Origin of the sequence: Streptomyces sp. NPDC004629 (genome assembly GCF_042873595.1) — a bacterium.
GTDB lineage: Bacteria > Actinomycetota > Actinomycetes > Streptomycetales > Streptomycetaceae > Streptomyces.
Genome location: NZ_JBIALO010000006.1, coordinates 155339 through 180981, shown reverse-complemented (window position 1 = coordinate 180981; position 25643 = coordinate 155339). Strand labels below are relative to the sequence as shown.

The following is a 25643-nucleotide window of genomic DNA, read 5'->3' as shown; positions in this document are numbered from 1 at the left end:
TCGCGCACGACACACCCGTGCGCTGCACCGCGACGGGTTCCGACCGGGAGCGCCACACACCATGAGTACGCAGGACCGACTGACGCACATCGACGACGCGGGCGCGGCCCGCATGGTCGACGTATCCGGGAAGGACGTGACCGCGCGCACCGCCCGCGCCAGCGGCCGCGTCCTCGTCTCGCCCCGGGTGATCGAGCTGCTGCGCGGTGAGGGGGTCCCCAAGGGCGACGCCCTGGCCACCGCGCGCATCGCGGGCATCATGGGCGCCAAACGCACCCCGGACCTGATCCCGCTGTGCCATCCGCTGTCGGTGTCCGGTGTGAAACTGGACCTGTCGGTCGCGGACGACGCCGTCGAGATCGTGGCCACCGTGAAGACGACGGACCGCACGGGCGTCGAGATGGAGGCCCTCACCGCGGTGTCGGTGGCCGCCCTCACCGTGATCGACATGGTCAAGGCGGTCGACAAGGGAGCGGTCATCACGGACGTGCGTGTGGAGGAGAAGACGGGCGGCAAGTCGGGCGACTGGAGCAGGCCGTGACCGCCGGGGTCTACCGCGCACTGGTCGTCACGGCCTCCAACCGCGCCGCCGCCGGCGTCTACGAGGACAAGGGCGGCCCGTTGGTCGCCGACGGACTGAAGGGCCTCGGCTTCGCCGTCGAGGGCCCGCAGGTGGTCCCCGACGGGGACCCGGTGGCCGCTGCCCTGCGCGCCGCGGTCGACGCGGGCTACGACGTCGTCGTCACCACCGGGGGCACCGGCATCTCGCCCACCGACCGCACTCCCGAGGCCACCCGCGAGGTCATCGACTACGAGGTGCCGGGCATCGCGGAGGCCGTGCGGGCGTTCGGCCGCGCGAAGGTGCCGACCGCGGCGCTCTCCAGGGGACTGGCCGGAGTGGCGGGCCGGACGCTGATCGTCAACCTGCCCGGGTCCAGCGGCGGGGTGAAGGACGGACTGGCCGTCCTTGAGCCGCTGCTCGTCCACGCCGTCGACCAGATCCGCGGCGGCGACCACCTCCGGCAGGATGCGGCGCCCCCGCCGGCCGGCCACGGTCGTCCCAGACACGGGGGTGCGAGCTGAACAGCCCATCCTGGCCCGTGGTGCTGGCGGACGGCGATGTCGTCCTCCGGCCGATAAGGCTGCGCGACCAGCGGACCTGGCGCGAGGTGAACCGGCGCAACCGGGACTGGCTGCGCCCCTGGGAGGCGACCATTCCGCCGCCCACGCCCAGCGGGCCGATCACCCACCGGCCGACCTACCGCCAGATGGTCCGGCATCTGCGCTCCGAGGCGAACGCGGGCCGGATGCTGCCCTTCGTCATCGAGTACCAGGGGCGTCTGGTCGGGCAGTTGACGGTCGCCGGGATCACCTGGGGGTCCATGTGCTCGGGACACATCGGTTACTGGGTGGACGAGGCGGTGGCCGGCCGCGGAGTGATGCCGACGGCCGTGGCGCTCGTGGTGGACCACTGTTTCCGCACCGTCGGTCTGCACCGCATCGAGGTCTGCATTCGCCCCGAGAACCGGCCCAGCCGCCGGGTCGTGGAGAAACTCGGATTCCGTGAGGAGGGGCTGCGGCCGCGTTATCTGCACATCGACGGCGCCTGGCGCGACCACCTCGTCTTCGCGCTCACGGCGGAAGAGGTGCCAGAAGGGTTGCGCGGTCGCTGGCAGCGGGCAGGGACCCGGCGGAGGACGGACGACGGGAGTGCGCCGAACGGTCCGAGCGCCCCGCGGAATCCACAGAACACTCCAGGGAATCCCGCGTAGTCCGGAAATTGAATGCATGTTCGAAATTGATCGGCGGATGACCGACTCCGGGCATTGAATTGGCGGCAACGGCGGTCCGTTGATCGCATCGGTCGCAAAAAAAGCTGGAAATATCAGCTGGATCGCGCGACACACCGGCCCAATTGGCAGATGGCCTCACGCAAACCCCTCTACGGTGTGAGACGTGAGCAGCAGCGGCCTCATCTACGCAGTCATCGTCGGGGCCTGGGCCGCCTACTTGGTGCCGATGTGGCTCCGTAGGCAGGACGAGCTGAACGAGGCCCGTCCGACGGAACGCTTCAGCACCGCCATCCGGCTGCTGTCCGGACGGGCGGGGATGGAGCGCCGATACGCCAAGGACCTGCGGTCGCGCTCCGCCCACGAGGGGGAGCCCGACACCGACGCACCCGGCGCCGTCACCGACTCGGTGGACGTCCGGGCCTTCGCCATGCCTCCGCTGCGCCGTCAGGCGCGCGCGCAGGCCGAACCGGAGGCGTCCGCCCCCGCGGCCAAGTCGCCGTCCGCACCGGCGGCCAAGTCCCCGGCGGCCAAGTCCCCGGCGGCTAAGTCCCCGGCGGCCAAGTCCCCGGCGGCTAAGTCCTCGGCGGCCAAGTCCCCGGCGTCCGCCTCCGTGGTCGACTCCCCTTCCGCACCGGCGGCCAAGTCCCCTTCGGCGTCGACGCAGCAAGGTGCCCCGGCCGCGCGGCGCGCTCCCTCGGCGCAGGCCGCCGCGGCGCGCGCCCGGCGCTCGAAGGTGCTTGCGCGTCGTCGGCGCACCACGGTGATGCTCTTCCTAGCCTTCACGCTCGGCGCGATCGTCGCCGCCGTCGGCGGGCTCGCCTTCCTGTGGGCGCCCGGCGTGCCCGCCGTCCTGCTCAGCGTGTACATCGCGTATCTGCGCACCCAGGAACGCCGCCGGTTCGCCTACCAGATGGACCGGCGCCGGGCCGAGGCCGCGGCGCAGCGGCTCAGGGAGCGCCAGCCGCGCCGGCGCGCGCCCCTGGACCCGGGCGCCACCGCCGACGAACCGGACGAGGGACCAGAACCGGAGACGGACCCCGGGCTCTCCGCGCTCGCCGCTGACCGGCGCGCCCTCGTCGAGCAGACCGACCACGCCGAATGGGTCGACCAGCAGCGCGAGCGGCAGCGCCGTCCCGGGCACGGCGACAGCTGGGACCCGGTGCCGGTGCCGCTGCCCACGTATGTGACCGCGCCGGTCGCGCCCCGGGCCACGTCCGATGTGGACCTGGCGGCGCCCGACGCCTGGAGTTCCGCGCGCTCCAGCTCCGTGGCCCCCGAGCGGGAGCGTGAGCCCGAGCAGCCCGCGCCCGCGCCCGGCGCGACGGCGGAGGAACCGGCGCAGGCCGGGGAGGACAAGCCGGCGGCGGACGGCCGCACTGACGCGCGCCGGGCCGCCTCCGCCCGCCGGGCGCGCGAGCGCGGACGCACCCCGCTGTTCGACCAGTACGAGGACGGCGACCGGCCGCGCGCGGCCAACGAGTGACGGCGGGCCCGCGGCGGCCCGGAAACCCCTTCCAGGACGGCCCGGAAACACCTTCCAGGACGGCCCGGAAACCCGGCCGCTGACCAGTCGGGGAACGGATTTCCAAGCACCCCGAGGGGGATGCTAAAGTTTCACTCGTTGCAAGGGCCTGTGGCGCAGTCCGGTAGCGCACCTCGTTCGCATCGAGGGGGCCAGGGGTTCAAATCCCCTCAGGTCCACGCAGCATGAAGCCCCAGTCGGCAGTGCCGACTGGGGCTTCAGTGCGTCTAGAGGGGCTTCGCGTAGCAGAGGCTCGACTCGTAGTGGCGGTAGTAGCCGAACTTGGTGCACGGCTCGTAGCCGCTGGAGACGTACAGGGCGATGGCCTCCGGCTGCTTGGTGCCCGTCTCCAGGACCATGCGGATGCGGCCGGCGGCGCGCGCGTCCTCCTCCAGGCCGGCCAGCATGCGGCGGGCCAGGCCGCGACCGCGCATCTGCTCGATGACGAACATGCGCTTGAGTTCGGCGTCGCCGTCCTCGTTGCCCTCGCCGTTCTCGTCCTGGCTGCGCCAGCCGCCGGTGGCCACGGGCCGGTCGTTGTCGTCGTAGGCGATCAGGTACACGCCCCTCGGCGGGGTGAAGTCCGACGCGTCCAGGGCCGTGGCGTCGCCGCCGTCGCCGTAGCGCAGGTGGTACTCGGCCTGGACCTCGTCGTTGAGCTTGACGGCGTCGGGGTGGTCGAAGGGAACGCGTCGTATATTCATGCTGGGCATCGTACTTCTATGCAGAGGGCGGAACGGGACCTCGTCCAGTGTGCCGGTATCGTGCCCTGGTGCTGACAGTGACCTCGGTGAATGTGAACGGGCTGCGGGCCGCAGCGAAGAAGGGCTTCATGGCGTGGCTCGCCGGAACCTCCGCGGATGTGCTCTGTCTGCAAGAGGTGCGGGCCGAGCCGCAGCAACTGCCCGAGGGGGTGCGGCAGCCGGACGGCTGGCACGTCGTGCACGCCCCGGCCGCCGCCAAGGGGCGCGCGGGCGTCTCCCTGTACACCCGGCGCGAACCCGACCGGGTCCAGGTCGGTTTCGGCTCGGCGGAGTTCGACGCGAGCGGGCGGTACGTCGAGGCCGATCTGCCCGGGGTCACCGTCGCCTCCCTCTACCTGCCCTCCGGGGAGGTGGGCACCGAACGGCAGGACGAGAAGGTCCGCTTCATGGACGAGTTCCTCGCCTACCTGAAGGGGTTGCGCGCCCGGGCCGCCGCCGACGGCCGTGAGGTCGTCGTCTGCGGCGACTGGAACATCGCCCACCAGAACGCCGACCTCAGGAACTGGCGCGGCAACACCAAGAACTCGGGGTTCCTGCCGGGGGAACGGGAGTGGCTGGGCAGGGTCCTCGATCCCGCCGGCGGCGGTTACGTCGATGTCGTCCGCTCCCTGCATCCCGACGTCGAGGGCCCGTACTCCTGGTGGTCGTACCGCGGCCGTGCCTTCGACAACGACACCGGATGGCGCATCGACTACCACGTCGCGACGCCGGGTCTCGCGTCCAGGGCCGTCAAGGGCTTCGTGGAGCGGGCGGCCACGCACGCCGAGCGCTGGTCGGACCACGCCCCCGTGACGGTCGTCTACGACCTCTAGCCCGGCCCGCTCCTGCGTCAACGCCGTTTGCGCAGGCGTCTGTCCAGGGCCAGGGAGAACTCCGCTTCCAGGACGCTGCGGGCCAGGGGGCGCAGCCGGTCGACGTCGTCCTCGGGGGCGTGGCGCAGGACCAGTTCGGCGAACATGTCGGCCAGTGCGTCGGCGTGTTCGCGTACGCGCCTGCCCGCGGTCAGCACCTCGGCGAGCGGGATGCCCTCGCGGACCAGGGCGGACGACACGTCCAGCAGGCGGCGGCTGATGTGCACCAGGTCGTCGCCGTCGGTGCCCAGGTAGCCCAGTTCCATGGCGGCGGCCAGGTTCTCCGGGGTGATGTCGCCCTCGAAGCGTGCGGCGAGTTCCTGCGGGGTGAGGCGGACCGGCTCCTCCTCGCTGGGTCCTTCGACGCCGAGCAGGTCGGCGACGTCCCGGCCGTGGTCGAAGGCCTCCGCCAGTTCGGCGATGCCGCTCAGGGTGTGGCCGCGCTCCAGCAGCGCCGAGATGGTGCGCAGCCGGGCCAGATGGTGGTCGTCGTACCAGGCGATGCGGCCCTCGCGGCGGGGCGGCGGGATCAGCTTGCGTTCGCGGTAGAAGCGCAGGGTGCGCACCGTGATGCCGGCCAGTCGGGCCAGCTCCGCCATGCGGTACTCGCGGGGGCCTTCGTGCCGGTCGCCGCCGTGCCCGTCGCCCCGTCCACCGTCTGCTGCCACATGCGCAGCCTAGGCCGTACCGCCGGTAACTTCCTTCTCGCGCCCCCTATCCAGCAGTACGCGGCTGCTCTACCCTCCCATTGCGCCAGCGTTCACTGGCGTAATCCATTGCGATGCCTGGAGGCTGCGGGATGGCCGAGCACGAGCATGTACGGGTGGCGGTGATCGGGACGGGATTCGGCGGGCTGGGCGCCGCCGTGCGGCTGCGCCGCGAGGGGATCACCGACTTCGTCGTCCTGGAACGGGCGGACAGCGTCGGCGGCGCGTGGCGGGACAACGACTACCCCGGGTGCGCCTGCGACGTACCGTCCCACCTGTACTCCTTCTCCTTCGCGCCCAACCCCGAGTGGCCGCGCACCTTCTCCGGACAGGAGTACATCCGCGCCTACCTGGAGCACGTCACCGACATCTTCCGGCTGCGCCCGCACCTGCGCTTCGACTCCGAGGTGAAGAAGGCGACCTGGGACACGCAGGAGCTGCGCTGGCACATCGAGACCAGCGGCGGCCCGCTCTTCGCCGATGTCGTCGTCTCCGCCACCGGGCCGCTGTCCGACCCTCGGATCCCCGCGATCCCGGGCCTCGACTCCTTTCCGGGCAGGGTCTTCCACTCGGCCCGCTGGGACCACGGCTACGACCTGCGCGGCAAGCGCGTCGCCGTGGTCGGCACGGGCGCCTCCGCGATCCAGATCGTGCCGTCCGTCCAGCCGCTCGTCTCCCGGCTCACCCTCTTCCAGCGCACCCCGCCGTGGGTGATGCCGCGCGCCGACCGGGCCATCAGCGGCCTCGAACGCCGGCTGCACCGGCGGCTCCCGTTCACCACCCAGGTACGGCGCGGACTGCTGTGGGGCATCCGGGAGGCGCAGGTGCAGGCCTTCACCAAACACCCCGACGAACTCGGCCTGGTCGAGCGGATCGCCAAGCGCAGCATCGCCCGCGCCGTCAAGGATCCCGCGCTGCGCGCCAAGCTCACCCCCGACTACCGGATCGGCTGCAAGCGGATCCTGCTGTCCAGCTCCTACTACCCGGCCCTCGCCCGGCCGAATGTCGATGTCGTGGCCGGCGGGCTGAGCGAGGTCAGGGGTGCCACGGTGGTCGCCGCCGACGGCAGTGCGGCCGAGATCGACGCGATCGTCTTCGCCACGGGATTCCATGTCACCGACATGCCGATCGCCGAACGGGTCGTCGGGGCCGAGGGCAGGACGCTCGCGGAGTCCTGGAAGGACGGCATGCAGGCGCTGCGCGGGGCCTGCGCGCCCGGCTTCCCCAACTGGCTGACGATCATCGGGCCGAACACCGGTCTCGCGAACTCCTCCATGGTCCTGGTCATCGAGTCCCAGCTGAACTACCTGGCCGACTTCCTGCGGCAGTTGGACGTGCTCGGCGGGCGGGCCGCCCTCGACGCCCGCGCGGGCGCCGTGCGCGCCTGGAACGAGCGGATCCAGGAGCGGTTGAAGCGCACGGTGTGGAACACCGGCGGCTGCACCAGCTGGTACCTGGACGCGAGCGGCCGCAACACCACCGTCTGGCCGGGTACGACGACCGAGTTCCGGCGGGCCACCCGGCGGGTGGACCTCGCCGAGTACGAGGTCCTGCGGGTGCCCGCCCGTGCCGGGGCCCCGGCGGAGGTGGGGGCGTGAGCCGGCTGACACGGCTGACCGCGGGCCCCTACGCGCCGCCCCTGCCCGCCCGGGAGCTGACGATCGTCTCCGCCGACGGCGCGCGGCTGCACGCCGAGGTGCACGGCCCGAAGGACGCGCCGCCGGTCGTCCTCGCCCACGGCTGGACCTGCTCGACCGCCTTCTGGGCGGCGCAGATCCGGGACCTGGCGGCGGACCACCGGGTCATCGCGTACGACCAGCGGGGCCACGGGCGCAGCCCGGCGAACCCCGTCTGCTCGACCCGGGCGCTGGCGGACGACCTGGAGGCGGTGCTCGCCCACACGCTCGCGCCCGGCGAACGGGCCGTGATCGCGGGGCACTCCATGGGCGGCATGACCGTGCTGGCGGCGTCCGCGCGGCCCCGCTTCCGCGCGCACGCCGCCGCCGTACTGCTGTGCAGCACGGGCAGTTCGCGGCTGGTCGCCGAGGCCCGCGTGATACCCATGCGCGCCGGGCGCGGGCGCACCTGGCTCACGGCGCGCATCCTCGGCTCGCGCGCCCCGCTCGGACCGGTCACGCCGATGTCCCGGCGGATCCTCAAGTACGCCACGATGGGCGCCGGTTCCGCCCCGGCCATGGTGGAGGCGTGCGCACGGATCGTGCACGCCTGCCCGCGCGGCGCCCGGCACGCCTGGTCGCTGGTGCTGGAGCGGCTCGATCTCGACGACGGGGTACGGGAGTTGGCGGTGCCTACGGCGGTGGTCGCGGGCAGTGCCGACCGGCTCACCCCGCCGGTGCACGCGCGGGCCGTCGCCGCCGCGCTGCCGCACTGCGTCGGCCTGACCGAACTGCCCGGCCTCGGGCACATGACCCCGGTGGAGGACCCCGACCTGGTCACCGGGCGGATCCGGGAACTCGTCACGACCTACGTCCGGCAGACACAGAACACGACAGGCGCCGGGAGCATGGCAGGCGCCGTAGAGACGGCGAGTGCCGCAGAGACGGTGAGTGCCGTACAGACGGCGGGTGCCGTACCGGCGGCGGGTGCCGTAGAGACGACAGGCGCCGTGGACGGTGCGGGCGCCGAGGACACGCACGCCAAGGAGGACGCATGAGCAGGGGCCTCGAAGGACAGGTCGCGGTCGTCACCGGAGCGGCGCGCGGCGTCGGCGCACTGCTCGCCCGCAAGCTGTCCGCGCGCGGCGCGAAGGTGGCGCTGGTCGGGCTGGAGGCGGACGCGCTCAAGGACGTCGCCGGGCGGCTGCACGGCGCGGGCGGCCACTGGTACGCCGACGTCACCGACCAGGAGGCGATGACCCGTGTCGCCGGCGAGGTCGAGGAGCGGTTCGGGAAGGTCGACATCGTCGTCGCCAATGCGGGCGTCGCCACCGGTGGCCCCTTCGCCGACTCCGACCCGGACGCCTGGCGCCGGGTGATCGAGGTCAATCTGATCGGCTCGGCGGTGACGGCCCGCGCGTTCCTGCCGTTGCTCACCGAGAGCCGCGGGTATCTGCTTCAGATCGCCTCGCTCGCCGCGATCACGCCGGCGCCGATGATGACGGCGTACTGCGCGTCCAAGTCGGGCGTGGAGGCGTACGCGCACAGCCTGCGGGCCGAGGTCGGCCACCGGGGGGTGCGGGTCGGGGTGGCGTATCTGTCCTGGACCGACACGGACATGGTGCGCGGCGCCGACCAGGACGCGATCATGCGGGAGTTGCGGCAGCGGCTGCCGTGGCCGGCCGGCCGGACCTATCCGCCGGGACCCGCGGTGGACCGGATCGTCGCCGGGATCGAACGCCGGTCGAGCCATGTGTACGGGCAGTGGTGGCTGCGCGGGATGCAGGGCGTACGCGGCTGGCTGCCGGGGCTCGTCGGGACGGTGGGGCAGCGCGAGATGCGGCGGTTCGCGCCCCGGCTCCAGGGGATGCGCACGGGACTCGTCGGCGCGGGCGGTCGGGCCGACGAACAGGAACGTGCTACGCACGGTAACTGATCGACATGCGCTCCGTGTCCGGCCGTGTGAATCTGGTCGGGGCCCACTGAGGGCCCCAACACCCCTCACCCTCACGGGAGTGAACCCACATGGGTATCAAGGACCAGTTCCAGGACAAGGCCAAGAACATGCGGGACCAGGCCGAGCAGAACACGCGCGAGAAGGCCGGCCAGCGCGGTCAGCAGAAGTCCGGCAAGCCGCAGTCCGAGCGTGGCCGCCAGAACCCGCGGGACACGCAGGACACCGAGCGTGAGATGCACGACCGCATGGACCAGGACTACGACGCCTGACGCCACGGTCGGCCATCGGCCACAAGGGGCGCCCCGGACGCGGGGCGCCCCTCCGCCTACCCCGCCCCGCCTCGGCCGGGGACTTCTCGCGGCCGACGTGGGGCTCAACTCCGGCCGTGCGGCCTGCTTGTGGCTGGGCGGCAGCTGTCCGGGGTCGGCATGGGGGCTCAACCGCGGGTGAGGGGAGAGTGGTTATGGGCGGGGTGGGAGGGGTGGGCGGGAGCGGTTGGGGATTTCGCTGTGGTCGGGTGGGGTCGCCACGGGCCAGGTGGCCAGCAGGTCCATGGCCAGCCGGATCGCCTCGTCCATCTCGACATGGCGGCCCTCGGCCCAGTCCAGGGGGGTGCGCAGGGCCTCCACGTCCGGGGCGACGCCGTGGTTCTCCACGGACCAGCCGTACGCGTCGAACCAGGCCGCGTTCATCGGCACCGTGATCATCGTGCCGTCGCCCAGCCGGTGCCGCCCGGTGATGCCGACCACGCCGCCCCAGGTGCGCTGCCCGACCACCGGGCCCAGCTTCAGCAGCCGGATGGCGGCCGTGATCATGTCGCCGTCGGAGGAGGTCGCCTCGTCGGCGAGCGCCACGATCGGGCCGCGCGGCGCGTTCGACGCGTACGACACCGGCTGGGCGTCGCGGGTCAGGTCCCAGCCGAGGATCGTCCGGGTCAGTTTCTCGACGACGAGTTCGCTGATGTGCCCGCCCGCGTTGCCGCGCACGTCCACCAGGAGCGCGGGCCGGGACACCTCCATGCGCACATCGCGGTTGAACTGGGCCCAGCCGGAGCCGCCCATGTCGGGGATGTGCAGATAGCCGCACCGGCCGCCGCTCAACTCCCGTACCACGTCGCGGCGTTTGGCCACCCAGTCCTGGTAGCGCAGCGGTCGTTCGTCGATCAGCGGGACGACGGCCACCCGCCGCGACCGGTCACCCGGGCCCGCCACGGGGCCGGCGAGGCCGGTCAGTTCGTCCCCGGCGGGGCAGCGGGCGAAGGTCAGCTCCACGGTCGTGCCGCCGGCACCCGCCAGCAGCGGGTACGGGCCCGCCACCGGGTCCACCGGCCGCCCGTCCACATGCGTGAGCACGGCGCCCTCCCGGATGCCGGTGCCGGCCAGCGGCGAGCGCGCCCGGGAGTCGGAGGAGTCGCCGGGCAGGATCCGCTTGACCGTCCAGTGCCCGTCCCGGCAGACGAAGTTGGCGCCGAGCAGGCCCTGGTAGCGCTGGTAGTGGGGCGGGCCCTCGTTGCGGCGGGCCGGGGTGACATAGGCGTGGGAGGTGCCCAGCTCGCCCAGCACCTCGCGCAGCAGGTCCGCGAAGTCGTCCGGGGAGGCGACGCGTTCGACCAGCGGCCGGTACTGGTCGAGGACCGCGTCCCAGTCGATGCCGCACATCCCCGGGTCCCAGAAGTAGGCCCGGATGAGCCGGCCCGCCTCCTCGAAGGACTGGCGCCACTCGGCGGGCGGGTCGACCTCGTGCAGGATGCGGCGCAGATCGATCCAGACCGTCGTGTCGGCGTCGCCGGGCTCGGTGGACGGGACGGCGCGCAGCTCGCCCTCGTCGACCACGACCAGCCGGGTGCCGTCGCCGCTGACCGTGAACCAGTCCAGGTGACCGACGAGTTCGGACCGCTTCGCCTTGGTGATGTTGAAGTGCTCCAGGGTCGGGCGCCCGCTGATGTCGGCCGGGTTGACGAAGGTCTCGCCCAGCGCGCCCGAGATCGGCCAGCGCAGCCAGACCAGGCCGCCGCCCGTCACCGGGTGCAGCGCCGAGTACTTGGACGCGGTCACCGGGAACGGGGTGACCCGGCTCTCCAGTCCCTCGACCTCGACGGTCACCGCGGTGCCGTCGCCGGGCCCGTCCTCGGCGGGGTCCAGGCCGCCGGCCGCCGGGCGTCCCTCCGGGTCCAGCGCGAACGGGGAGGGGGTGGCGGACGACAGCGGCACCAGGTAGGGGCGGCAGCCGAGCGGGAAGGACAGGTCACCGGTGTGCACGTCGTACACCGGGTCGAAGCCGCGCCAGGACAGGAACGCCAGGTAGCGGCCGTCCCGGGTGAACACCGGGCTCTCGTCTTCGAAGCGGCCGTCGGTGACGTCGACGATCAGCCGGTCCGCGTGGCCGGTTCCGGGGACGCGGGCCATCTTGATCTGCCGCAGTGAGCGTCCGATGCCCGGGTGCGACCAGGTCAGCCAGGTCCCGTCCGGGGCGAACGCCAGGTCCTTCACCGGGCCATTGAGGGACCGGATCAGCTCGATGACCCCACCTCCCCCGCCCCCCACCCACGACCCGCCCCCGGCGCCCCCAACACCTCCGGCGTCCCCCAATTCACCGGTGTCCCCGGCGACTTCGGTGGTGTCGATGAGGAGCAGGCGTCCGTCGTGCGCGGCGACGGCGAGCCGTTCGCCCGAGGGGTCCGAGACCAGTTCCAGGACCCGGCCCAGCCCTTCGGGGGCCAGCCGGCGCGGTGCCTGGTCGCCGCTGGCCCTCGGCAGTCGGGCGATCTCGATCCGGTCCTCGCCCTCGGCGTCCGTGACGTAGGCGATCTGCCCGGTCGAGCCCAGCATCGCCGGCAGCCGGACCCGGACACCCGGGGTGTCCGCGAGGGTGCGGGCCGGGCCGTCGCGGTGGGTGAGCCAGTACAGGCTGCCGCGCACGACGACGGCGCTGGCCCGTCCCGTCTCGTCGACCGAGACGCCGTCCACGTGCTGCGCGGCCGGCACCTGGTAGCGGCGGCGGCCGGCCCGCGGGCCGGACAGCCGCACGTCGAGCCGGCGCGGCACGGCGTGCGGCGACAGGTCGTCGACGAGCCACAGATCGCCCCCGCACTGGTACACCACCCGCGTCCCGTCACCGGTGGCGTGCCGGGCGTAGAAGGCGTCGTGGTCGGAGTGGCGGCGCAGGTCGGAGCCGTCGTACGCGCACGAGTAGAGGTTGCCGACGCCCTCGTGGTCGGAGAGGAAGGCGATCCGGCCGGCCACGAACATCGGGGAGTCCAGGTGGCCGCCGAGGTCGGCGAGCAGCCGCCGTCCGTGCAGCCACAGCCGGCCCATGGCGCCGCCCCGGTACCGCTTCCAGTCGGCCGGTTCGTGCGGTGGGGTGCCGGTCAGCAGCAGGGTCCTGCGCTCGTCGGCGATGTCGGCGACCTGGATGTCGCTGACCGGGCCCCAGGGGAGTGTGCGGCCCGGGTCGCCGTCGGTGGAGACCTTGTGGGCCCAGGTGAAGTAGGAGAAGGGCTGGCCGTGGGAGGCGACGGCGAGGATGTCGGACGCGCCGTCCGGGCCGGGCGGCGTCCAGCCGCACACCCGGGTGTCGGAGCTGCCCCAGTACGTCAGCTGCCGCCCAGGGCCGCCGTCGACATCGGCCAGGTGGATCTCGGGTACCAGGCTGTGCCAGGTCGTGTAGGCGATCCGGCGGCCGTCGGGGGAGAAGCGCGGGTGGCCGGTCTTGGTGCGGTCGACGGTGAGCCGCCAGGCGCGGCCGGGGGCGTCGAGGGGGGCCAGCCACAGATCGTCCTCGGCCACGAAGCACAGCAGGTCGCCGCTGAGGTGCGGCAGGCGCAGATAGCTCACCTCCCCATGCTTTTCCGCCGCCTGCGCACAGGCAACTTATGTGGAACTGACGGACGTGACCCAGCGCACGTACGAAACCGTTTCGTTTCGATGGTGGGGTGCGCTACATTCGTCTCGTACGAAACCGTGTCGTTCGAAGCAGGAGGCGAGAGACATGACTGGGGCATCCAGGGGCGCGGCGTCAGCCGCTCCGGTGGAGCCGGTGCTCGCACCGGGGCGTCGCAGTCGGATCACTCCCGAGCGTGAGGCCGAGTTGTACGAGGCCGTGCTCGACCTGCTTCGTGAAGTCGGGTACGACGCCCTCACCATGGACGCCGTGGCCGCCCGCACCCGGTCCAGCAAGGCCACCCTCTACCGCCAGTGGGGCGGCAAGGCCGAGCTGGTCGTGAAGGCCATCCGGCACAGCAAGCCGGGCAGCATCGAGGAGATCGACACCGGATCGCTGCGGGGCGATCTGCACGCCCTGGTGGCGGCCGAGGACGACTGCGTGATCGAGCGGAACTCCGCCCTGATGCGCGGCGTCGCCATGGCCATGCACAACAACCCGGACCTGCGCGAGGCGTTCCGCAACCAGCTCGTGGATCCCGAGATGAACGGGTTCCGGAAGGTGCTGCAGCGAGCCGTCGGCCGCGGCGAGGTCCGCGCGGACTGTCCGGCGCTGGACTTCCTGGTGCACATGATGGTCGGCGGCTTCGTCACCCGGGCGCTGCTCGAAGACCAGCCACCGACCCAGGCATTCCTCAGGTCGTACATCGACGCCGTGGTCCTCCCCGCCCTCGGCGTGTCCACCGACTGACCACCTCGCACCTCCCCAGCCCCACCTGACGCCACCGCTCACGTCGTCGGGCCGATCAGCCCTGCCCCACGGGTCGATCACCCCTGCCCTGAAACACCCCACGACTGACCGGGAGTACGCCCTCGTGGCCACGTTCCTCTACAAACTGGGCCGGCTCGCCTTCAGGCGACGGCACTTCGTCGCCCTGATCTGGGTGGCGCTGCTGACCCTGGCGGGCGTCGGCGCGGCCAGCGCGCCCGCGGCCGGCAACACCTCCTTCTCCATCCCCGGCACGGAGGCGCAGAAGGCCTTCGACCTGCTGGAACAGCGCTTCCCCGGCATGAGCGCCGACGGCGCGACCGCCCGCGTCGTCTTCAAGGCGCCGAACGGCGAGAAGATGACGGACAAGGACAACAAGGCGACCGTCGAGAAGACGGTGAAGGAGCTGGGAGACGGCTCCGAGGTCGCCTCCGTCGCCGACCCGTACACCGGCAAGGCGGTCAGCAAGGACGGCACGATCGCCTACGCGTCCGTGAAGTACAAGGTCTCCGGCATGGAGCTGGAGGACTCCTCGCGCGACGCCCTCAACCGGGCCGCCGAGGACGCGCGGGACGCCGGGCTGACCGTCGAGATCGGCGGTGACGCGCTCAGCGCGACACCGGAGACCGGATCCAGCGAGGTCATCGGCATCGCGGTCGCCGCGGTCGTCCTCGTCATCACCTTCGGCTCCCTGCTGGCGGCCGGGCTTCCGCTGCTGACCGCGCTCATCGGCGTGGGCATCGGCGTCTCCACCATCACCGCGCTGGCCAGCGTCCTCGACCTGGGCTCGACCACCTCCATCCTTGCGATGATGATCGGCCTCGCCGTCGGTATCGACTACGCGCTGTTCATCGTCTCCCGCTACCGCGCCGAACTCGCCGAGGGCCGCGAGCGTGAGGAGGCCGTCGGCCGGGCCGTCGGCACCGCGGGCTCGGCGGTGGTCTTCGCGGGCCTCACCGTGGTGATCGCCCTGGTCGGCCTGTCCGTGGTCAACATCCCGATGCTGACGAAGATGGGCATCGCGGCCGCCGGCACCGTCGCCGTCGCGGTCCTGATCGCCCTCACCATGATCCCGGCGCTGCTCGGCTACGCGGGCCGCAGGGTCAAGCCGGCCGGTGAGAAGAGCAAGCTGCTCGGCGGCCGGCGCAAGGCCGAGCAGCCGCACAAGGCCGACCGGCCGAACCTGGGCACCCGCTGGGCGAGCTTCGTCGTGCGCCGCCCGGTCGCCGTCCTGCTGCTGGGCATCGTCGGCCTCGGCGCCGCGGCCGTCCCGGCCGGTTCCCTGGAGCTGGGCCTGCCCGACGACGGCTCCCAGCCGACGTCCACCACCCAGCGCCGCGCCTACGACCTGCTCTCCGAGGGCTTCGGACCCGGCTTCAACGGCCCGCTGATGGTCGTCGTCGACGCCCGCGACAGCGACCGCCCGAAGGCCGCCTTCACCGAGGTCGGCGACCGGATCAAGGGCCTTGAGAACGTCGTCACGGTGACCCCGCCCGCGCCCAACAAGGCCGGTGACACCGCGACCATCACCGTGATCCCGGACTCCAAGCCGTCCTCCACCAGCACCGAGGACCTGGTGCACGCGATCCGGGACACCGGCGCCGACATCACCCGGAGCACCGACGCCACGGTGCTGGTCACCGGTTCGACGGCGATGAACATCGACGTCTCGCAGAAGCTGAACGACGCGCTGCTGCCCTATCTGGCCCTCGTCGTCGGCCTCGCGTTCCTGCTGCTGATTGTGGTCTTCCGCTCCGTCCTCGTGCCGCTGAAGGCGGCCCTCGGCTTCCTGCTGAGCGTGCTGGCCGCCCTGGGCGCCGTCGTCGCCGTCTTCCAGTGGGGCTGGCTGTCCGGCCTGATGGGCGTCGAGGAGACCGGTCCGGTCATGTCGATGATGCCGATCTTCATGGTCGGTGTGGTCTTCGGCCTCGCCATGGACTACGAGGTGTTCCTGGTGACCCGGATGCGGGAGGCGTACGTCCACGGGGAGAAGCCGAGCCAGGCCGTGGTGACCGGCTTCCGGCACGGCGCCCGGGTCGTCTCGGCCGCGGCCGTGATCATGATCGCGGTCTTCGCCGGCTTCATCGGCTCCAGCGAGTCGATGGTGAAGATGATCGGCTTCGGTCTCGCGGTCGCCGTGCTCTTCGACGCCTTCATCGTGCGCATGGCGATCGTGCCGGCGGTGCTCGCCCTGCTCGGCAGGCGGGCCTGGTGGCTGCCCGGCTGGCTGGACCGCCTCCTGCCCAACGTGGACGTCGAGGGCGAGGGCCTGCGCGCCCGGGACGAGGACCGGCCCCGGGACGAGGACCGGGAGCTGGTGCGCGCCTGACGCGCACCGCCTGACACAGGAACCGGCCGGTGAGGGACCGTGGGGACGGGGCTGCCCTCACCGGCCTCCTTGTGTCACGGGCGCCCCCCGAACGTCACGGGCGACACCCGAACCACGCGGGAGGCAGCCCCGAATGCGTTCGCCCGCCGCCGCCCCTCCCGCTACGGTGCACCCATGCCCCCACTGACGCCGACAGCCGCCGCCGACGCCGAGGGCTCCGGAGCCCACCCCCGGTTCGCCGCCGCCCTGGCCGAGCTGGGCCTCAATGACCTGCACTCGCGCATCCGGCGCTTCCCGGACGCGACCCGCACCGCGGCCGAGGCCGCCGCCGCGATCGGCTGCGAGCTGAGCCAGATCTGCAAGTCGCTGATCTTCGCTGTGGACCGGGTGCCCGTGCTGGTGCTCATGGACGGCGCGTCCCGGGTGGACGTCGAGCGGGTCCGGGCGGAGCTGGGCGCCGAAACCGTCACCCGGGCCAAGGCCGAGGTCGTACGGGAGACCACCGGGTACACCATCGGCGGCGTGCCGCCCTTCGGGCACCGGACCCGGACCCGGGTGCTCGCCGATCGCTCGCTGCTCGGCCACGACCTCGTGTGGGCCGCCGCAGGCACCCCGCACACCGTGTTCCCGATGGCCCCGAAGACGCTGATCGCGCATGCCGGCGGCACCCTGGTGGACGTGCGCGAGCGCACCTCCTGACCGCCGCGGCGGCGCCGGACCGTAGGGACGGCGAGCGTCAGTCCGGCGGCTCGTCGGGCACCCAGCGCAGCACGTCGCCCGGCTGGCAGCCGAGGGTGCGGCAGATCGCGTCGAGCGTCGTGAACCGCACCGCCTTCGCGCGTCCGTTCTTCAGTACGGCGATGTTGGCGGGCGTGATCCCGACGGCGGCGGCGAACTCGCCCACCGACAGCTTGCGCCTGGCGAGCTGCACGTCGAGGTCCACGATGATGGCCATCAGATCACCTCGGCGATCTCGGTCTGCAGGTCCGTCGCCCTGCGCAGCAGGCTCCGCATGATCACGACGAGCATGGCGAACGCCGTTCCGACGCCGACGCACGCCGTGGCGGCGCCCAGGGCGCCGATCACCTCCATGCCGTCGTCCGGGGAGGGGACGGAGGCCAGCGCCAGATGTCCGGTGACCCCGGCCGCCAGCAGCGTCGCCACGACCGAGGCACCGATGATGACGTCGACCCAGCGGAAGGCCGGCGGGGTGAAGATCGCACCGCGCCGGACCATGGCGAGCAGGCGCCACACGGCGACCAGCGCGACCTGGACGCAGGCGACGCCGGCGATCGCCACCGTCACATAGGGGGCTGCGAACGGGGCGTACGGCGGGAACCGGTCGACCTCGTCGGCCGCCGTCGTCGGGATGACCACGATCTGGGCGAAGAGGCCGCCTAAGATCGCCGCGGCGATACCGGCCCGGAGGACGTCTATGAAGAGACGATGCATATGTCGATTGTCGATCGGTATCGATCGACGATCAATCGGCTCCTGTGTGGGTCGCACCGGAGCGGGAATCCGCCAGCAGGACATTCCAGAACAGGAGCACGTATGACCGACAAGCTCACCGTGAGCGTCCTGGGCACGGGCATCATGGGCGCCGCGATGGCCCGCAACATCGCCCGCGCCGGACACGCCGTCCGCGCCTGGAACCGCACCCGGGACAAGGCCCAGCCGCTGGCCTCCGAGGGGGTGCACATCGCCGACGACCCGGCCGAGGCGGTGCACGGGGCCGACGTCGTGCTGACCATGCTGTACGACGGCGACACGGTCCTGGAGGTCATGCGCGAGGCGGCACCCGCGCTGCGCTCCGGCGCCGTCTGGGCGCAGTCGACCACGGCCGGCCTCGACTCCGTCGCCGAACTCGCCGCGTTCGCCCGCGAGCACGGCCTCGTCTTCTACGACGCCCCCGTCCTTGGCACCCGGCAGCCCGCCGAGTCCGGGCAGCTCACCGTGCTGGCCGCCGGCCCCGAGGAGCACCGCGCGACGGTCGCGCCCGTCTTCGACGCGATCGGCGTACGGACCATGTGGACCGGCGACGACGGGGCCGAGGCCGGCGCGACCCGGCTCAAGCTCGTCGCCAACAGCTGGGTCCTCGCGGTCACCGCGGCCGGCGGGGAGGTCGTCGCCCTCGCCCAGGCGCTCGGCGTCGACCCGCACAGTTTCTTCGACCTGATCGCCGAGGGACCGCTCGACATGGGGTACCTGCGGGCCAAGGCCGGGATGATCCTCGACGGGCAGCTGACGCCGGCGCAGTTCGCGGTGACCACGGCCGAGAAGGACGCGCGGCTGATCGTCCGGGCGGGGGAGCGTGGTCATGTACGCCTGGACGTCGCCGCCGCCACCGCCGAACGCCTCGCACGGGCCGCCGCGCAGGGGCACGGCGACGAGGACATGGCCGCCGCGTACTTCGCGAGCTTCGAGGGCGAGCCGAAGACGCGGTCCTGACGCGGTCCGGCGTGACGTCGCGGCGGGGCGGGCGCACCCTGGAATCAATGGTTCCGGAGGTGGTCCTCATGATGCACAACGCAGTGGGATGGCACGTCGAGATGGAGTTCCAGGAGGACGAACAGCACACGCGGGCGGCCGCCCTGGTGCGCCTGCCCGACGGCACGGAGGTGCGGGCGCACGGCCAGGCGAGCCGGCACCGCACCGACACCAATCAGCCGCGGGTCGGCGAGGAAATAGCGGGCGCCCGCGCCCTCAACGAACTGGCGATGCAACTACTGACCAAGGCCCACAACGAAATAGACACAGCCTCCGGCCACACGTCCCACCCCATCAACGTCTGAACAGCAACGCCCCGTAAGGGGCGCGGGGCTGTGTTGATTTGCGGCTCCGCCGCGTGGGCGCGCCCGGCTACGACGGTGCCGCGGACGAGGGCTGGCAGGTGCCCCGTAAGGGGCGCGGGGAACTGCGCGACGGGCCGCGACGGTGCCGCGGACGAGGGCTGTCAGGGCCCCGCAGGGGGGCGCGGGGCTGTGTTGATTTGCGGCTCCGCCGCGTGGGCGCGCCCGGCTACGACGGTGCCGCGGACGAGGGCTGGCAGGTGCCCCGCAAGGGGCGCGGGGAACTGCGCGACAAGCCACGACGGCGCCGCAGCCGAGGGCCGGCAGTGCGGCCCCGAAGGGGCGCGAGGAACTGCGCGCCCGGCCACGACGGCGCCGCGGACGAGGGCCGGCAGGTGCCCCGCAAGGGGCGCGGGGAACTGCGCGACAAGCCACGACGGCGCCGCAGACGAAGGCCGTCAGGGCCCCGCAGGGCCCCGCAGGGAAACTAGCCGAGCCCCGCTGACGGAGCTGCCAACTCCCCGGCGAGAGCCGCAAGCGCTCGGATCAGTGCCTGCGCGCGTGGGTCCGCCGTCACGCTCTGCCGGAAGCCGTTCGTCACATAGCCGAAGGCGATGCCCGACTCCGGGTCGGCGAAGCCGAGGGCGCCACCGCGGCCGGGGTGCCCGAAGGAGGCGGGGGACAGCAGCGGCGAGGCCGTGCCGTGCAGCATGTAGCCGAGTCCGAAGCGAGTGCCAACGACCAGCACGCGGTCGGGCCCTACGGACCGTTCGCCGCGGGCCAGTTCCATGGTGCGCGGGGTGAACAGCCGCCGGCCGCCGTCCACCTCGCCGATCAGCGCCGCGTAGAACCGGGCCAGGCCGTCCGCGGTGGCGATGCCGTTGGAGGCGGGCAGGGCGGCGGCGCGGTAGCCGGGGTCGTTCTCGTCGGGCAGCGGAGTGATCGCGGCGAAGGCGCGGCGGGTCAGGGAGCCCGGGTCGGCGTACGCCTCGGCGACGGACCGCTTGGGCCGGGTCCGCAGCCCGCCCGCCGCTTCGGGGGCTTCGACGGGTCCGACCCGGCCCACGCGCGCGGCCTGCGCGTCCGGCAGCCCGAGCCACAGGTCCGCGCCGGTCGGCCCGGCGATCTCGTCGGCGAGCCAGTCGCCGATGGGCCGGCCGGTGATCCGCCGTGCCAGCTCCCCGGTGAGCCAGCTGTATGTCTGCGCGTGGTAGCCGTGGTCCGTGCCCGGTTCCCACACGGGTGCCTGTGCCGCGACGGCCGCCGCGCCCATCTCGGGGTCGGCCGCCTGTGCGGGGGTGAGCGGGCGGTCCAGCACCGGGACGCCGGCGCGGTGCGCGAGCAGGTGCCACACCAGCGTGCGCTCCTTGCCCGCGGCCTTGAACTCCGGCCAGTACGCGCCCACCGGCGCCTCCAGGTCCAGCTCTCCGCGCTGGTGCAGCAGGAGCAGGACGGCCGCGGCGACGCCCTTCGTGGCCGAGCGCACGATCTGTGCGGTGCCGTGTTCCCAGGGAGGCGTCCCGGTCGGCCCGGTCGTCCCGGTCGCCCCGGTCGTCCCGTTCAGGTCCTTGGTGCCGCCCCACAGGTCGACGACCCGGTGCCCGTCCCGGTACACGGCGACCGCCGCGCCCCGCTCGCCCAGGTGCTCGAAGTTGCGCAGGAACGCCTCCCTGACCGGTTCGAAGCCCTCGGCCACTGTGCCGTTCACGTCCACGCCCGCACATCCCTTCGGCTCACCTTCGGCTGTGGGTGCAACACCCGCGGTCGGCCTGCGATTCCGGGGTCACCGCCCGGCCGTCGTCACCGAACGGGGGTCGAAGCCGAAGGGCAGCTCCAGGCGGTGGGCGCGCATCAGCGCGTCGTCGGAGAGGAGGTCGCCGGTCGGACCGTCCGCGGCGATCACGCCGTCGCTCAGGATCAGGGAGCGCGGGCACAGCTCCAGCGCGTACGGCAGGTCGTGGGTGACCATCAGGACGGTGACGTCCAGCGCGCGCAGGATGTCGGCGAGTTCCCTGCGGGAGGCCGGGTCGAGGTTGGAGGAGGGCTCGTCGAGGACCAGGATCTCCGGCTCCATCGCCAGCACGGTGGCGACGGCGACCCGGCGCCGCTGGCCGAACGAGAGATGGTGCGGGGGCCGGTCGGCGAAGTCCTGCATGCCCACCCGTTCCAGGGACGTGCGCACCCGCTCCTGGAGCGCGGCGCCCTTCAGTCCGGCCGCCGCGGGGCCGAATGCCACGTCTTCCCGCACGGTCGGCATGAACAGCTGGTCGTCGGGGTCCTGGAAGACGATGCCGACCTTCTGCCGGATCTCGGCCATGTGCTCGCTGCCGACCGGGAGTCCGGCCACGGTCACCGTCCCGGCCCCGCCGCTCAGGATGCCGTTGAGGTGCAGCACGAGGGTGGTCTTGCCGGCGCCGTTCGGGCCGAGCAGCGCGACCCGTTCGCCGCGGCCGATGCCGAAGTCCACGCCGAACAGGGCCTGGTGGCCGTCGGGGTAGGCGAAGGCGAGGCCGGAGACCTCCAGGGACGCGGGGATCGAGTCAGTGGTCACAGGGTCCATCCCAGCAGACAGACGACGAGCGCGGCGAACGGGAGGGTGAGGGCGTACGACCACTGGGCCCGGGACGCGGTCACCTCGTCGATGATCGGCATCGAACCGGCGTAGCCGCGGCTCACCATGGCCAGGTGGACGCGTTCGCCGCGTTCGTAGGAGCGGATGAACAGCGCGCCGGCGGACTTGGCGAGCACGCCCCAGTGGCGCACGCCCCGCGCCTCGAAGCCGCGTGAGGCGCGGGCGATCCGCATGCGGCGCATCTCGTCGGTGATGACGTCGCCGTAGCGGATCATGAACGATGCGATCTGGACCAGCAGGGGCGGCAGCTTCAGCCGCTGGAGCCCGAGCAGCAGTTCGCGCAGTTCGGTGGTGGCGGCCAGCAGCACCGAGGTGGCGACGCCCAGGGTGCCCTTGGCGAGCACGTTCCAGGCGCCCCACAGGCCGTGCACGCTCAGCGACAGACCGAGGACGTCCACCCGCTCGCCCTCCGCCACGAACGGCATGAGCACCGCGAACGCGACGAACGGCACCTCGATCAGCAGGCGTTTGAGCAGGAAACCGGCCGGGATCCGGGCGCGGTGGGCCACCGTCGCGAGCAGCACGGCGTACAGCCCGAACGCCCACATGGCCTCGCGCGGGGTGGAGACCACGACGACGACGAAGGCGAAGGCGGCGGCGAGCTTGGTGTGCGGCGGCAGCGCGTGCACGGGCGAGTGCCCGTGCCGGTACAGCCGATGGGTGTGCCCGGCGCCCATGTCAGACGTCCGTGCCCGCGGGGGAGACGTCCCGGCTGCGGCGCCTGCGCACCGTCCAGAAGACCGCGCTGCCCGCGACGGCGGTGACGCCGACGCCGATCACACCGGCGAGGCCGCCGGAGAGCCGGGCGTCGGAGATGTCCTTGACGCCGTAGTCGGCGAGCGGTGAGTCGGACGACGTGTGCTCCTCGGTCTTCTTGTCGATGCCGTGGTCGTGGGCGATCTTCTCCAGGCCGTCGGGGTTGGCGGAGGCGTAGAAGCTGACGAACCCGGCGAGCACGAGCGAGGCGACGAGACCGCTGATCCACAGGGTGCGGCGTGAGGTCCGGGCGGCGGCCGGGACCGGGGCGGCCGGGGCGTCGACCAGTTCGCCGTTCACCCGCAGCTTCAGCTTCTGCCCCAGGCCCCGGGCCCCGTGCACGAGGTCCGGCCGTACGGCGATGACGGCGCTGACCGTGAGCGCGGTGATCACGGCCTCGCCGATCCCGATCAGCACATGGACGCCGATCATCGCGGTGGCGACCTTGCCGAGGGCCACGTCGGTGGTGCCGCCGATCGCGTAGATCAGGGTGAAGGCGCAGGCGGCGGCCGGCACCGACACCAGCGCGGCGACGAAGGAGGCGACGGTGACCGAGCGCCGGCCGTCCGGCAGCACCGCGAGCAGGCCCCGGAAGACGGCGTACGACACCACGGTGGTCACGAGCGCCATGTCGGTGATGTTCACGCCGAGCGCGGTCAGACCGCCGTCGGCGAACAGGATGCCCTGCATCAGCAGGACGACGGAGACGCAGAGCACTCCTGTGTAGGGGCCGACGAGTATCGCGGCGAGTGCGCCACCGAGCAGATGGCCGCTGGTCCCGGCGGCGACCGGGAAGTTCAGCATCTGCACCGCGAAGATGAACGCGGCCACGAGCCCGGCCAGCGGCGCGGTCCTTTCTCCCCCAAGCTCACGGTGCGCGCCGCGCAGGCTCACGGCGATGGCGCCTGCGGCGACCACGCCGGTGACGGCGGAGGTGGGCGCGTCGATGAATCCGTCAGGTACATGCACACGCCGATTCTAGGCGCTTGTTGCGAACGTCTTGCAAGAGCGAGATTGTCGTTTATTGCACAGGTGAGATCGACTCGCTCCCAATGAGCGCATTCTTGGAAATATGCGACATTGGGGAGGAGGTGGGTACATGTGAATACACAGGATTTCTATCGGTAACGCCTGGTTAGGGGCTCTCTGATGTCCGTAGTCGAGCAGTACGCACGAGCCCACATCGTCACGGACGAGGACATCCGCGAGGACGCCCCCGCCGTCCCTGTCATCCTGCGCTACGACCCCGAGGCGGATCCGCGGTCGGTGCGTGTCGGCCTGCCCGAACCGCTGCCCGGACCCCATGAGTGGACGTTCGCACGCGCGCTGCTCGAACAGGGGCTGCGGGCGCCCGCCGAGAGCGGAGACGTCCGGGTGTGGCCCTGCGGCCGCGTCCAGGCCGTCGTGGAGTTCCACTCCGCGCACGGGGTCTCCGTGGTGCAGTTCGAGTCGAAGGCCCTGCTCCGGTTCCTGCGACGCACCTACATGGCCACCGAACCAGTGCCGCACAGAGCACTCAGCACAGAGCACAGAACGCTGAGCACAGAACGCTGAGCGCTGGGCATCGCGCCCCGGGTTCGTCCTCGACGCCGCCTCAGCCGCCCGCCCGCAGCAGCGCCGCCACGATCGGCCCCGCCGTGTCACCGCCGTGCCCGCCCGCCTGGACCACGCCCGCGGCGGCCAGGTCCCCGCGGTACGCCGTGAACCAGCCGTTCGGCTTCTTCTGCCCGTCGACCTCCGCCGATCCCGTCTTCGCACCGTAGTCGGGGCCGAGACCGGACATCGCCTGCGCCGCCGTGCCGTACGCCGCGGTGTACTGCATCAGCTCGCGCAGCTGGGACAGGGTGCCCGCGGACATCGTGCGGGACGTGGTGGCCAGCTTGCGGTGGTCGACCGACGGGGAGACCAGGTACGGCTGGCGGAAGACGCCCGCCTTCACCGTCGCGGCCACGGACGCCATGTTGAGCGGGTTCATGCGCACCCCGCCCTGGCCGATCAGCGAGGCCGCCATCTGCGCCGCCGACTGCACCGGCACCGAGCCGTCGAAGGTCGGCACGCCGATCGCCCAGTCGTTCCTGGACAGGCCGAACACCTGCTGGGCCTGCTGCGTCAGGTCGTCGTTGTCCAGCTTGCCCGCCTGGCTGATGAAGGCCGTGTTGCAGGAGCGCGCGAAGCTCGCCTTGAAGGTGCCGCCCTTGATCTCGAAGTCGTCGTCGTTGTGGAACTTCCAGCCGCCGTACGTGAACGTCTTGGGGCAGGGGTGGGACTTGTCCGCGGCGGCCAGGCCCTTCTCGATGAGCAGCGACGATGTGATGACCTTCATCGTGGAGCCGGGGGCCAGCGAGCCCTGGAGGGCCGTGTTGAAGCCGCGGCTGGTGTTGGCCACCGCGAGAACCTCACCGGTCGAGGGCCGCAGCACCACGACCGAGGCGCGCTGCGACGCGGCGACCTGCCGCTCGGCCGCGGCCTGCAGGCTCGCGCTCAGCGTCGTCCGTACCGTGCCCGGCGTGCCCTTGCTCAGCTCCAGCAGCGTCTTGTCGGACAGCTTCGCCTTCTTCGACTCCTTGCCGCGGACCACTCGCAGTTCGACGCCCGCCTTGCCGCCCGCCACCTTGCCGTACTTCTCGCGCAGCCCGTCCAGCACCGTGCCGAGGGACGGGTACGCCGCCGTGGTCAGCTTCCCGCCGTTGCGGTCCAGCGCCGTCACCGGCGGTGTGCCGGACTCGCCGGTGACCAGCGTGTCGCCGTCCTTCAGATCGGGGTGCAGCACGGCGGCGTGCCAGCCGACCACCGGCTCGCCGTCGGACGCGGCGCGCACCACCGTGAGCGCGCTGTCGTACGCCAGCGGCTTGCTCACGCCCTTGTAGGACACCGTGGCCCGCACGGAGAACGGGACCTCGGCACCGGTGCCGGTGCCGGGGGTGACCTGGACGTCCTTGAGGTGGGCGTCCTTGGTGTAGCCGGTGAGCAGCGCGGTGGCGGCGCTCGCGTCGTCCGTGGCGGTGGCGGCCCGCGCGACATCGCCCTGCTGCCACGCCGTCAGGAAGGCCGTGGCGGCGGTCCGCACCTCGGCCGCGGTCAACGGGCCGGTCTTCACCGCCTTGCCGTCCGCCGTCGCCGACGTCGACTGCGTCCGGTCCTCGGCCGCCGCGCCGCCGTCGTAGAGCGCGTAGACGGCGACCCCGGCGCCGATGACGACGACGGCGCACATCCCGCCGAGCACGGCGGGTCTGGTCTTCCGTCGCTCGGCGACGCGCCTTCTCTTGCCCACTGCCTC

Annotated in this window: 25 protein-coding genes and 1 tRNA gene; 16 read left to right on the top strand and 10 right to left on the bottom strand. The window is 72.4% G+C overall.

Going from position 1 to position 25643, the window contains the following annotated elements; genetic code table 11:
- Positions 1-61 precede the first annotated feature (61 nt).
- The 5 genes from moaC to ACFYTE_RS11290 all read left to right on the top strand — a co-directional run bounded on the left by moaC (position 62) and on the right by ACFYTE_RS11290 (position 3494).
- Positions 62-541, top strand: a complete 480-nt coding sequence (moaC, locus tag ACFYTE_RS11310; RefSeq protein WP_388707976.1) for a cyclic pyranopterin monophosphate synthase MoaC — start codon at positions 62-64, stop codon at positions 539-541.
- The gene (locus ACFYTE_RS11305) at positions 538-1083 is read left to right on the top strand and encodes a molybdenum cofactor biosynthesis protein B (RefSeq protein WP_388707973.1); all 546 of its coding nucleotides are present in this window, start codon (positions 538-540) and stop codon (positions 1081-1083) included. Before moaC ends, ACFYTE_RS11305 begins: the two co-directional genes overlap by 4 nt.
- A gap of 20 nt (positions 1084-1103) precedes the next feature.
- Positions 1104-1772, top strand: a complete 669-nt coding sequence (locus ACFYTE_RS11300; RefSeq protein ID WP_388708368.1) for a GNAT family N-acetyltransferase — start codon at positions 1104-1106, stop codon at positions 1770-1772.
- A gap of 184 nt (positions 1773-1956) precedes the next feature.
- Positions 1957-3276, top strand: a complete 1320-nt coding sequence (gene glpR, locus ACFYTE_RS11295) for a gephyrin-like molybdotransferase receptor GlpR (protein WP_388707970.1) — start codon at positions 1957-1959, stop codon at positions 3274-3276.
- A 144-nt stretch (positions 3277-3420) separates the two neighbouring features.
- A tRNA-Ala gene (locus ACFYTE_RS11290) sits at positions 3421-3494 on the top strand.
- 48 nt (positions 3495-3542) lie between these two features.
- Here the strand turns inward: ACFYTE_RS11290 and ACFYTE_RS11285 are convergent.
- Entirely contained in the window at positions 3543-4019 is a 477-nt protein-coding gene (locus tag ACFYTE_RS11285; protein ID WP_388707967.1) for a GNAT family N-acetyltransferase, read from the bottom strand.
- Between the two features lie 68 nt (positions 4020-4087).
- On the opposite strand from ACFYTE_RS11285, the gene ACFYTE_RS11280 reads away from it, so the two are divergent.
- The gene (locus ACFYTE_RS11280) at positions 4088-4891 is read left to right on the top strand and encodes an exodeoxyribonuclease III (protein ID WP_388707964.1); all 804 of its coding nucleotides are present in this window, start codon (positions 4088-4090) and stop codon (positions 4889-4891) included.
- 17 nt (positions 4892-4908) lie between these two features.
- Here the strand turns inward: ACFYTE_RS11280 and ACFYTE_RS11275 are convergent, their stop codons facing one another.
- On the bottom strand, positions 4909-5529 hold the full coding sequence (locus ACFYTE_RS11275) for a MerR family transcriptional regulator (protein ID WP_388708365.1): 621 nt from the start codon (positions 5527-5529) through the stop codon (positions 4909-4911).
- A 200-nt stretch (positions 5530-5729) separates the two neighbouring features.
- Between ACFYTE_RS11275 and ACFYTE_RS11270 the strand changes: the two genes are divergently transcribed.
- The 4 genes from ACFYTE_RS11270 (at position 5730) to ACFYTE_RS11255 (ending at position 9479) form a co-directional block, all read left to right on the top strand.
- Entirely contained in the window at positions 5730-7235 is a 1506-nt protein-coding gene (locus ACFYTE_RS11270) for a flavin-containing monooxygenase (protein WP_388707961.1), read from the top strand.
- Positions 7232-8311: an alpha/beta fold hydrolase gene (locus ACFYTE_RS11265; RefSeq protein ID WP_388707958.1), complete on the top strand. Its 1080-nt coding sequence runs from the start codon at positions 7232-7234 to the stop codon at positions 8309-8311. The genes ACFYTE_RS11270 and ACFYTE_RS11265 overlap by 4 nt, the downstream gene beginning before the upstream one ends.
- Positions 8308-9189, top strand: coding sequence for an SDR family oxidoreductase (locus ACFYTE_RS11260; protein ID WP_388707955.1), 882 nt, complete (start codon positions 8308-8310; stop codon positions 9187-9189). The genes ACFYTE_RS11265 and ACFYTE_RS11260 overlap by 4 nt, the downstream gene beginning before the upstream one ends.
- A gap of 89 nt (positions 9190-9278) precedes the next feature.
- Positions 9279-9479: a hypothetical protein gene (locus ACFYTE_RS11255; protein WP_388707952.1), complete on the top strand. Its 201-nt coding sequence runs from the start codon at positions 9279-9281 to the stop codon at positions 9477-9479.
- Positions 9480-9671: 192 nt separating this feature from the next.
- Here ACFYTE_RS11255 and ACFYTE_RS11250 read toward each other — a convergent pair whose 3' ends face one another.
- Positions 9672-13043: a S41 family peptidase gene (locus ACFYTE_RS11250; protein ID WP_388707949.1), complete on the bottom strand. Its 3372-nt coding sequence runs from the start codon at positions 13041-13043 to the stop codon at positions 9672-9674.
- A gap of 154 nt (positions 13044-13197) precedes the next feature.
- On the opposite strand from ACFYTE_RS11250, the gene ACFYTE_RS11245 reads away from it, so the two are divergent.
- The 3 genes from ACFYTE_RS11245 (at position 13198) to ACFYTE_RS11235 (ending at position 16885) form a co-directional block, all read left to right on the top strand.
- Complete coding sequence (locus ACFYTE_RS11245) at positions 13198-13839, top strand: TetR/AcrR family transcriptional regulator (protein WP_388707946.1); 642 nt, start codon at positions 13198-13200, stop codon at positions 13837-13839.
- Between the two features lie 124 nt (positions 13840-13963).
- Positions 13964-16186: an MMPL family transporter gene (locus tag ACFYTE_RS11240; protein WP_388707943.1), complete on the top strand. Its 2223-nt coding sequence runs from the start codon at positions 13964-13966 to the stop codon at positions 16184-16186.
- A 174-nt stretch (positions 16187-16360) separates the two neighbouring features.
- The gene (locus ACFYTE_RS11235; protein WP_388707941.1) at positions 16361-16885 is read left to right on the top strand and encodes a YbaK/EbsC family protein; all 525 of its coding nucleotides are present in this window, start codon (positions 16361-16363) and stop codon (positions 16883-16885) included.
- A 37-nt stretch (positions 16886-16922) separates the two neighbouring features.
- Here the strand turns inward: ACFYTE_RS11235 and ACFYTE_RS11230 are convergent, their stop codons facing one another.
- Together ACFYTE_RS11230 and ACFYTE_RS11225 are read right to left on the bottom strand one after the other, a co-directional pair.
- Positions 16923-17141: a helix-turn-helix domain-containing protein gene (locus ACFYTE_RS11230; protein ID WP_388707938.1), complete on the bottom strand. Its 219-nt coding sequence runs from the start codon at positions 17139-17141 to the stop codon at positions 16923-16925.
- Positions 17141-17638, bottom strand: a complete 498-nt coding sequence (locus tag ACFYTE_RS11225; protein ID WP_388707935.1) for a DUF2975 domain-containing protein — start codon at positions 17636-17638, stop codon at positions 17141-17143. The genes ACFYTE_RS11230 and ACFYTE_RS11225 overlap by 1 nt, the downstream gene beginning before the upstream one ends.
- Before the next feature lie 102 nt (positions 17639-17740).
- Between ACFYTE_RS11225 and ACFYTE_RS11220 the strand changes: the two genes are divergently transcribed.
- Positions 17741-18637: an NAD(P)-dependent oxidoreductase gene (locus ACFYTE_RS11220; protein ID WP_388707932.1), complete on the top strand. Its 897-nt coding sequence runs from the start codon at positions 17741-17743 to the stop codon at positions 18635-18637.
- A gap of 68 nt (positions 18638-18705) precedes the next feature.
- Positions 18706-18981, top strand: a complete 276-nt coding sequence (locus ACFYTE_RS11215; RefSeq protein WP_388707928.1) for a DUF1876 domain-containing protein — start codon at positions 18706-18708, stop codon at positions 18979-18981.
- 484 nt (positions 18982-19465) lie between these two features.
- Here ACFYTE_RS11215 and ACFYTE_RS11210 read toward each other — a convergent pair whose 3' ends face one another.
- The 4 genes from ACFYTE_RS11210 to ACFYTE_RS11195 form a co-directional block, all read right to left on the bottom strand.
- Positions 19466-20692: a serine hydrolase domain-containing protein gene (locus ACFYTE_RS11210; protein WP_388707925.1), complete on the bottom strand. Its 1227-nt coding sequence runs from the start codon at positions 20690-20692 to the stop codon at positions 19466-19468.
- Between the two features lie 69 nt (positions 20693-20761).
- Complete coding sequence (locus ACFYTE_RS11205) at positions 20762-21538, bottom strand: energy-coupling factor ABC transporter ATP-binding protein (RefSeq protein WP_388707922.1); 777 nt, start codon at positions 21536-21538, stop codon at positions 20762-20764.
- The gene (gene cbiQ, locus ACFYTE_RS11200) at positions 21526-22287 is read right to left on the bottom strand and encodes a cobalt ECF transporter T component CbiQ (RefSeq protein WP_388707919.1); all 762 of its coding nucleotides are present in this window, start codon (positions 22285-22287) and stop codon (positions 21526-21528) included. Before cbiQ ends, ACFYTE_RS11205 begins: the two co-directional genes overlap by 13 nt.
- 1 nt (position 22288) lies before the next feature.
- A complete protein-coding gene (locus tag ACFYTE_RS11195) occupies positions 22289-23335 on the bottom strand; it encodes an energy-coupling factor ABC transporter permease (protein ID WP_388707916.1) in 1047 nt (348 codons plus the stop codon).
- A gap of 180 nt (positions 23336-23515) precedes the next feature.
- Between ACFYTE_RS11195 and ACFYTE_RS11190 the strand changes: the two genes are divergently transcribed.
- Positions 23516-23920, top strand: coding sequence for an SsgA family sporulation/cell division regulator (locus tag ACFYTE_RS11190; protein ID WP_388707914.1), 405 nt, complete (start codon positions 23516-23518; stop codon positions 23918-23920).
- Positions 23921-23960: 40 nt separating this feature from the next.
- Here the strand turns inward: ACFYTE_RS11190 and ACFYTE_RS11185 are convergent, their stop codons facing one another.
- Positions 23961-25637: a penicillin-binding transpeptidase domain-containing protein gene (locus ACFYTE_RS11185; protein WP_388707911.1), complete on the bottom strand. Its 1677-nt coding sequence runs from the start codon at positions 25635-25637 to the stop codon at positions 23961-23963.
- Positions 25638-25643: the final 6 nt, after the last annotated feature.

Excerpts from the sequence above, each read along its gene's own strand:
- moaC (WP_388707976.1), top strand. The coding sequence starts at position 62 with ATGAGTACGCAGGACCGACTGACGCACATCGACGACGCGGGCGCGGCC.
- ACFYTE_RS11285 (WP_388707967.1), bottom strand. The coding sequence starts at position 4,019 with ATGAATATACGACGCGTTCCCTTCGACCACCCCGACGCCGTCAAGCTC.
- ACFYTE_RS11275 (WP_388708365.1), bottom strand. The coding sequence starts at position 5,529 with ATGGCGGAGCTGGCCCGACTGGCCGGCATCACGGTGCGCACCCTGCGC.
- ACFYTE_RS11270 (WP_388707961.1), top strand. The coding sequence starts at position 5,730 with ATGGCCGAGCACGAGCATGTACGGGTGGCGGTGATCGGGACGGGATTC.
- ACFYTE_RS11260 (WP_388707955.1), top strand. The coding sequence starts at position 8,308 with ATGAGCAGGGGCCTCGAAGGACAGGTCGCGGTCGTCACCGGAGCGGCG.
- ACFYTE_RS11255 (WP_388707952.1), top strand. The coding sequence starts at position 9,279 with ATGGGTATCAAGGACCAGTTCCAGGACAAGGCCAAGAACATGCGGGAC.
- ACFYTE_RS11245 (WP_388707946.1), top strand. The coding sequence starts at position 13,198 with ATGACTGGGGCATCCAGGGGCGCGGCGTCAGCCGCTCCGGTGGAGCCG.
- ACFYTE_RS11235 (WP_388707941.1), top strand. The coding sequence starts at position 16,361 with ATGCCCCCACTGACGCCGACAGCCGCCGCCGACGCCGAGGGCTCCGGA.
- ACFYTE_RS11230 (WP_388707938.1), bottom strand. The coding sequence starts at position 17,141 with ATGGCCATCATCGTGGACCTCGACGTGCAGCTCGCCAGGCGCAAGCTG.
- ACFYTE_RS11225 (WP_388707935.1), bottom strand. The coding sequence starts at position 17,638 with ATGCATCGTCTCTTCATAGACGTCCTCCGGGCCGGTATCGCCGCGGCG.
- ACFYTE_RS11220 (WP_388707932.1), top strand. The coding sequence starts at position 17,741 with ATGACCGACAAGCTCACCGTGAGCGTCCTGGGCACGGGCATCATGGGC.
- ACFYTE_RS11215 (WP_388707928.1), top strand. The coding sequence starts at position 18,706 with ATGATGCACAACGCAGTGGGATGGCACGTCGAGATGGAGTTCCAGGAG.
- ACFYTE_RS11205 (WP_388707922.1), bottom strand. The coding sequence starts at position 21,538 with ATGGACCCTGTGACCACTGACTCGATCCCCGCGTCCCTGGAGGTCTCC.
- cbiQ (WP_388707919.1), bottom strand. The coding sequence starts at position 22,287 with ATGGGCGCCGGGCACACCCATCGGCTGTACCGGCACGGGCACTCGCCC.
- ACFYTE_RS11190 (WP_388707914.1), top strand. The coding sequence starts at position 23,516 with ATGTCCGTAGTCGAGCAGTACGCACGAGCCCACATCGTCACGGACGAG.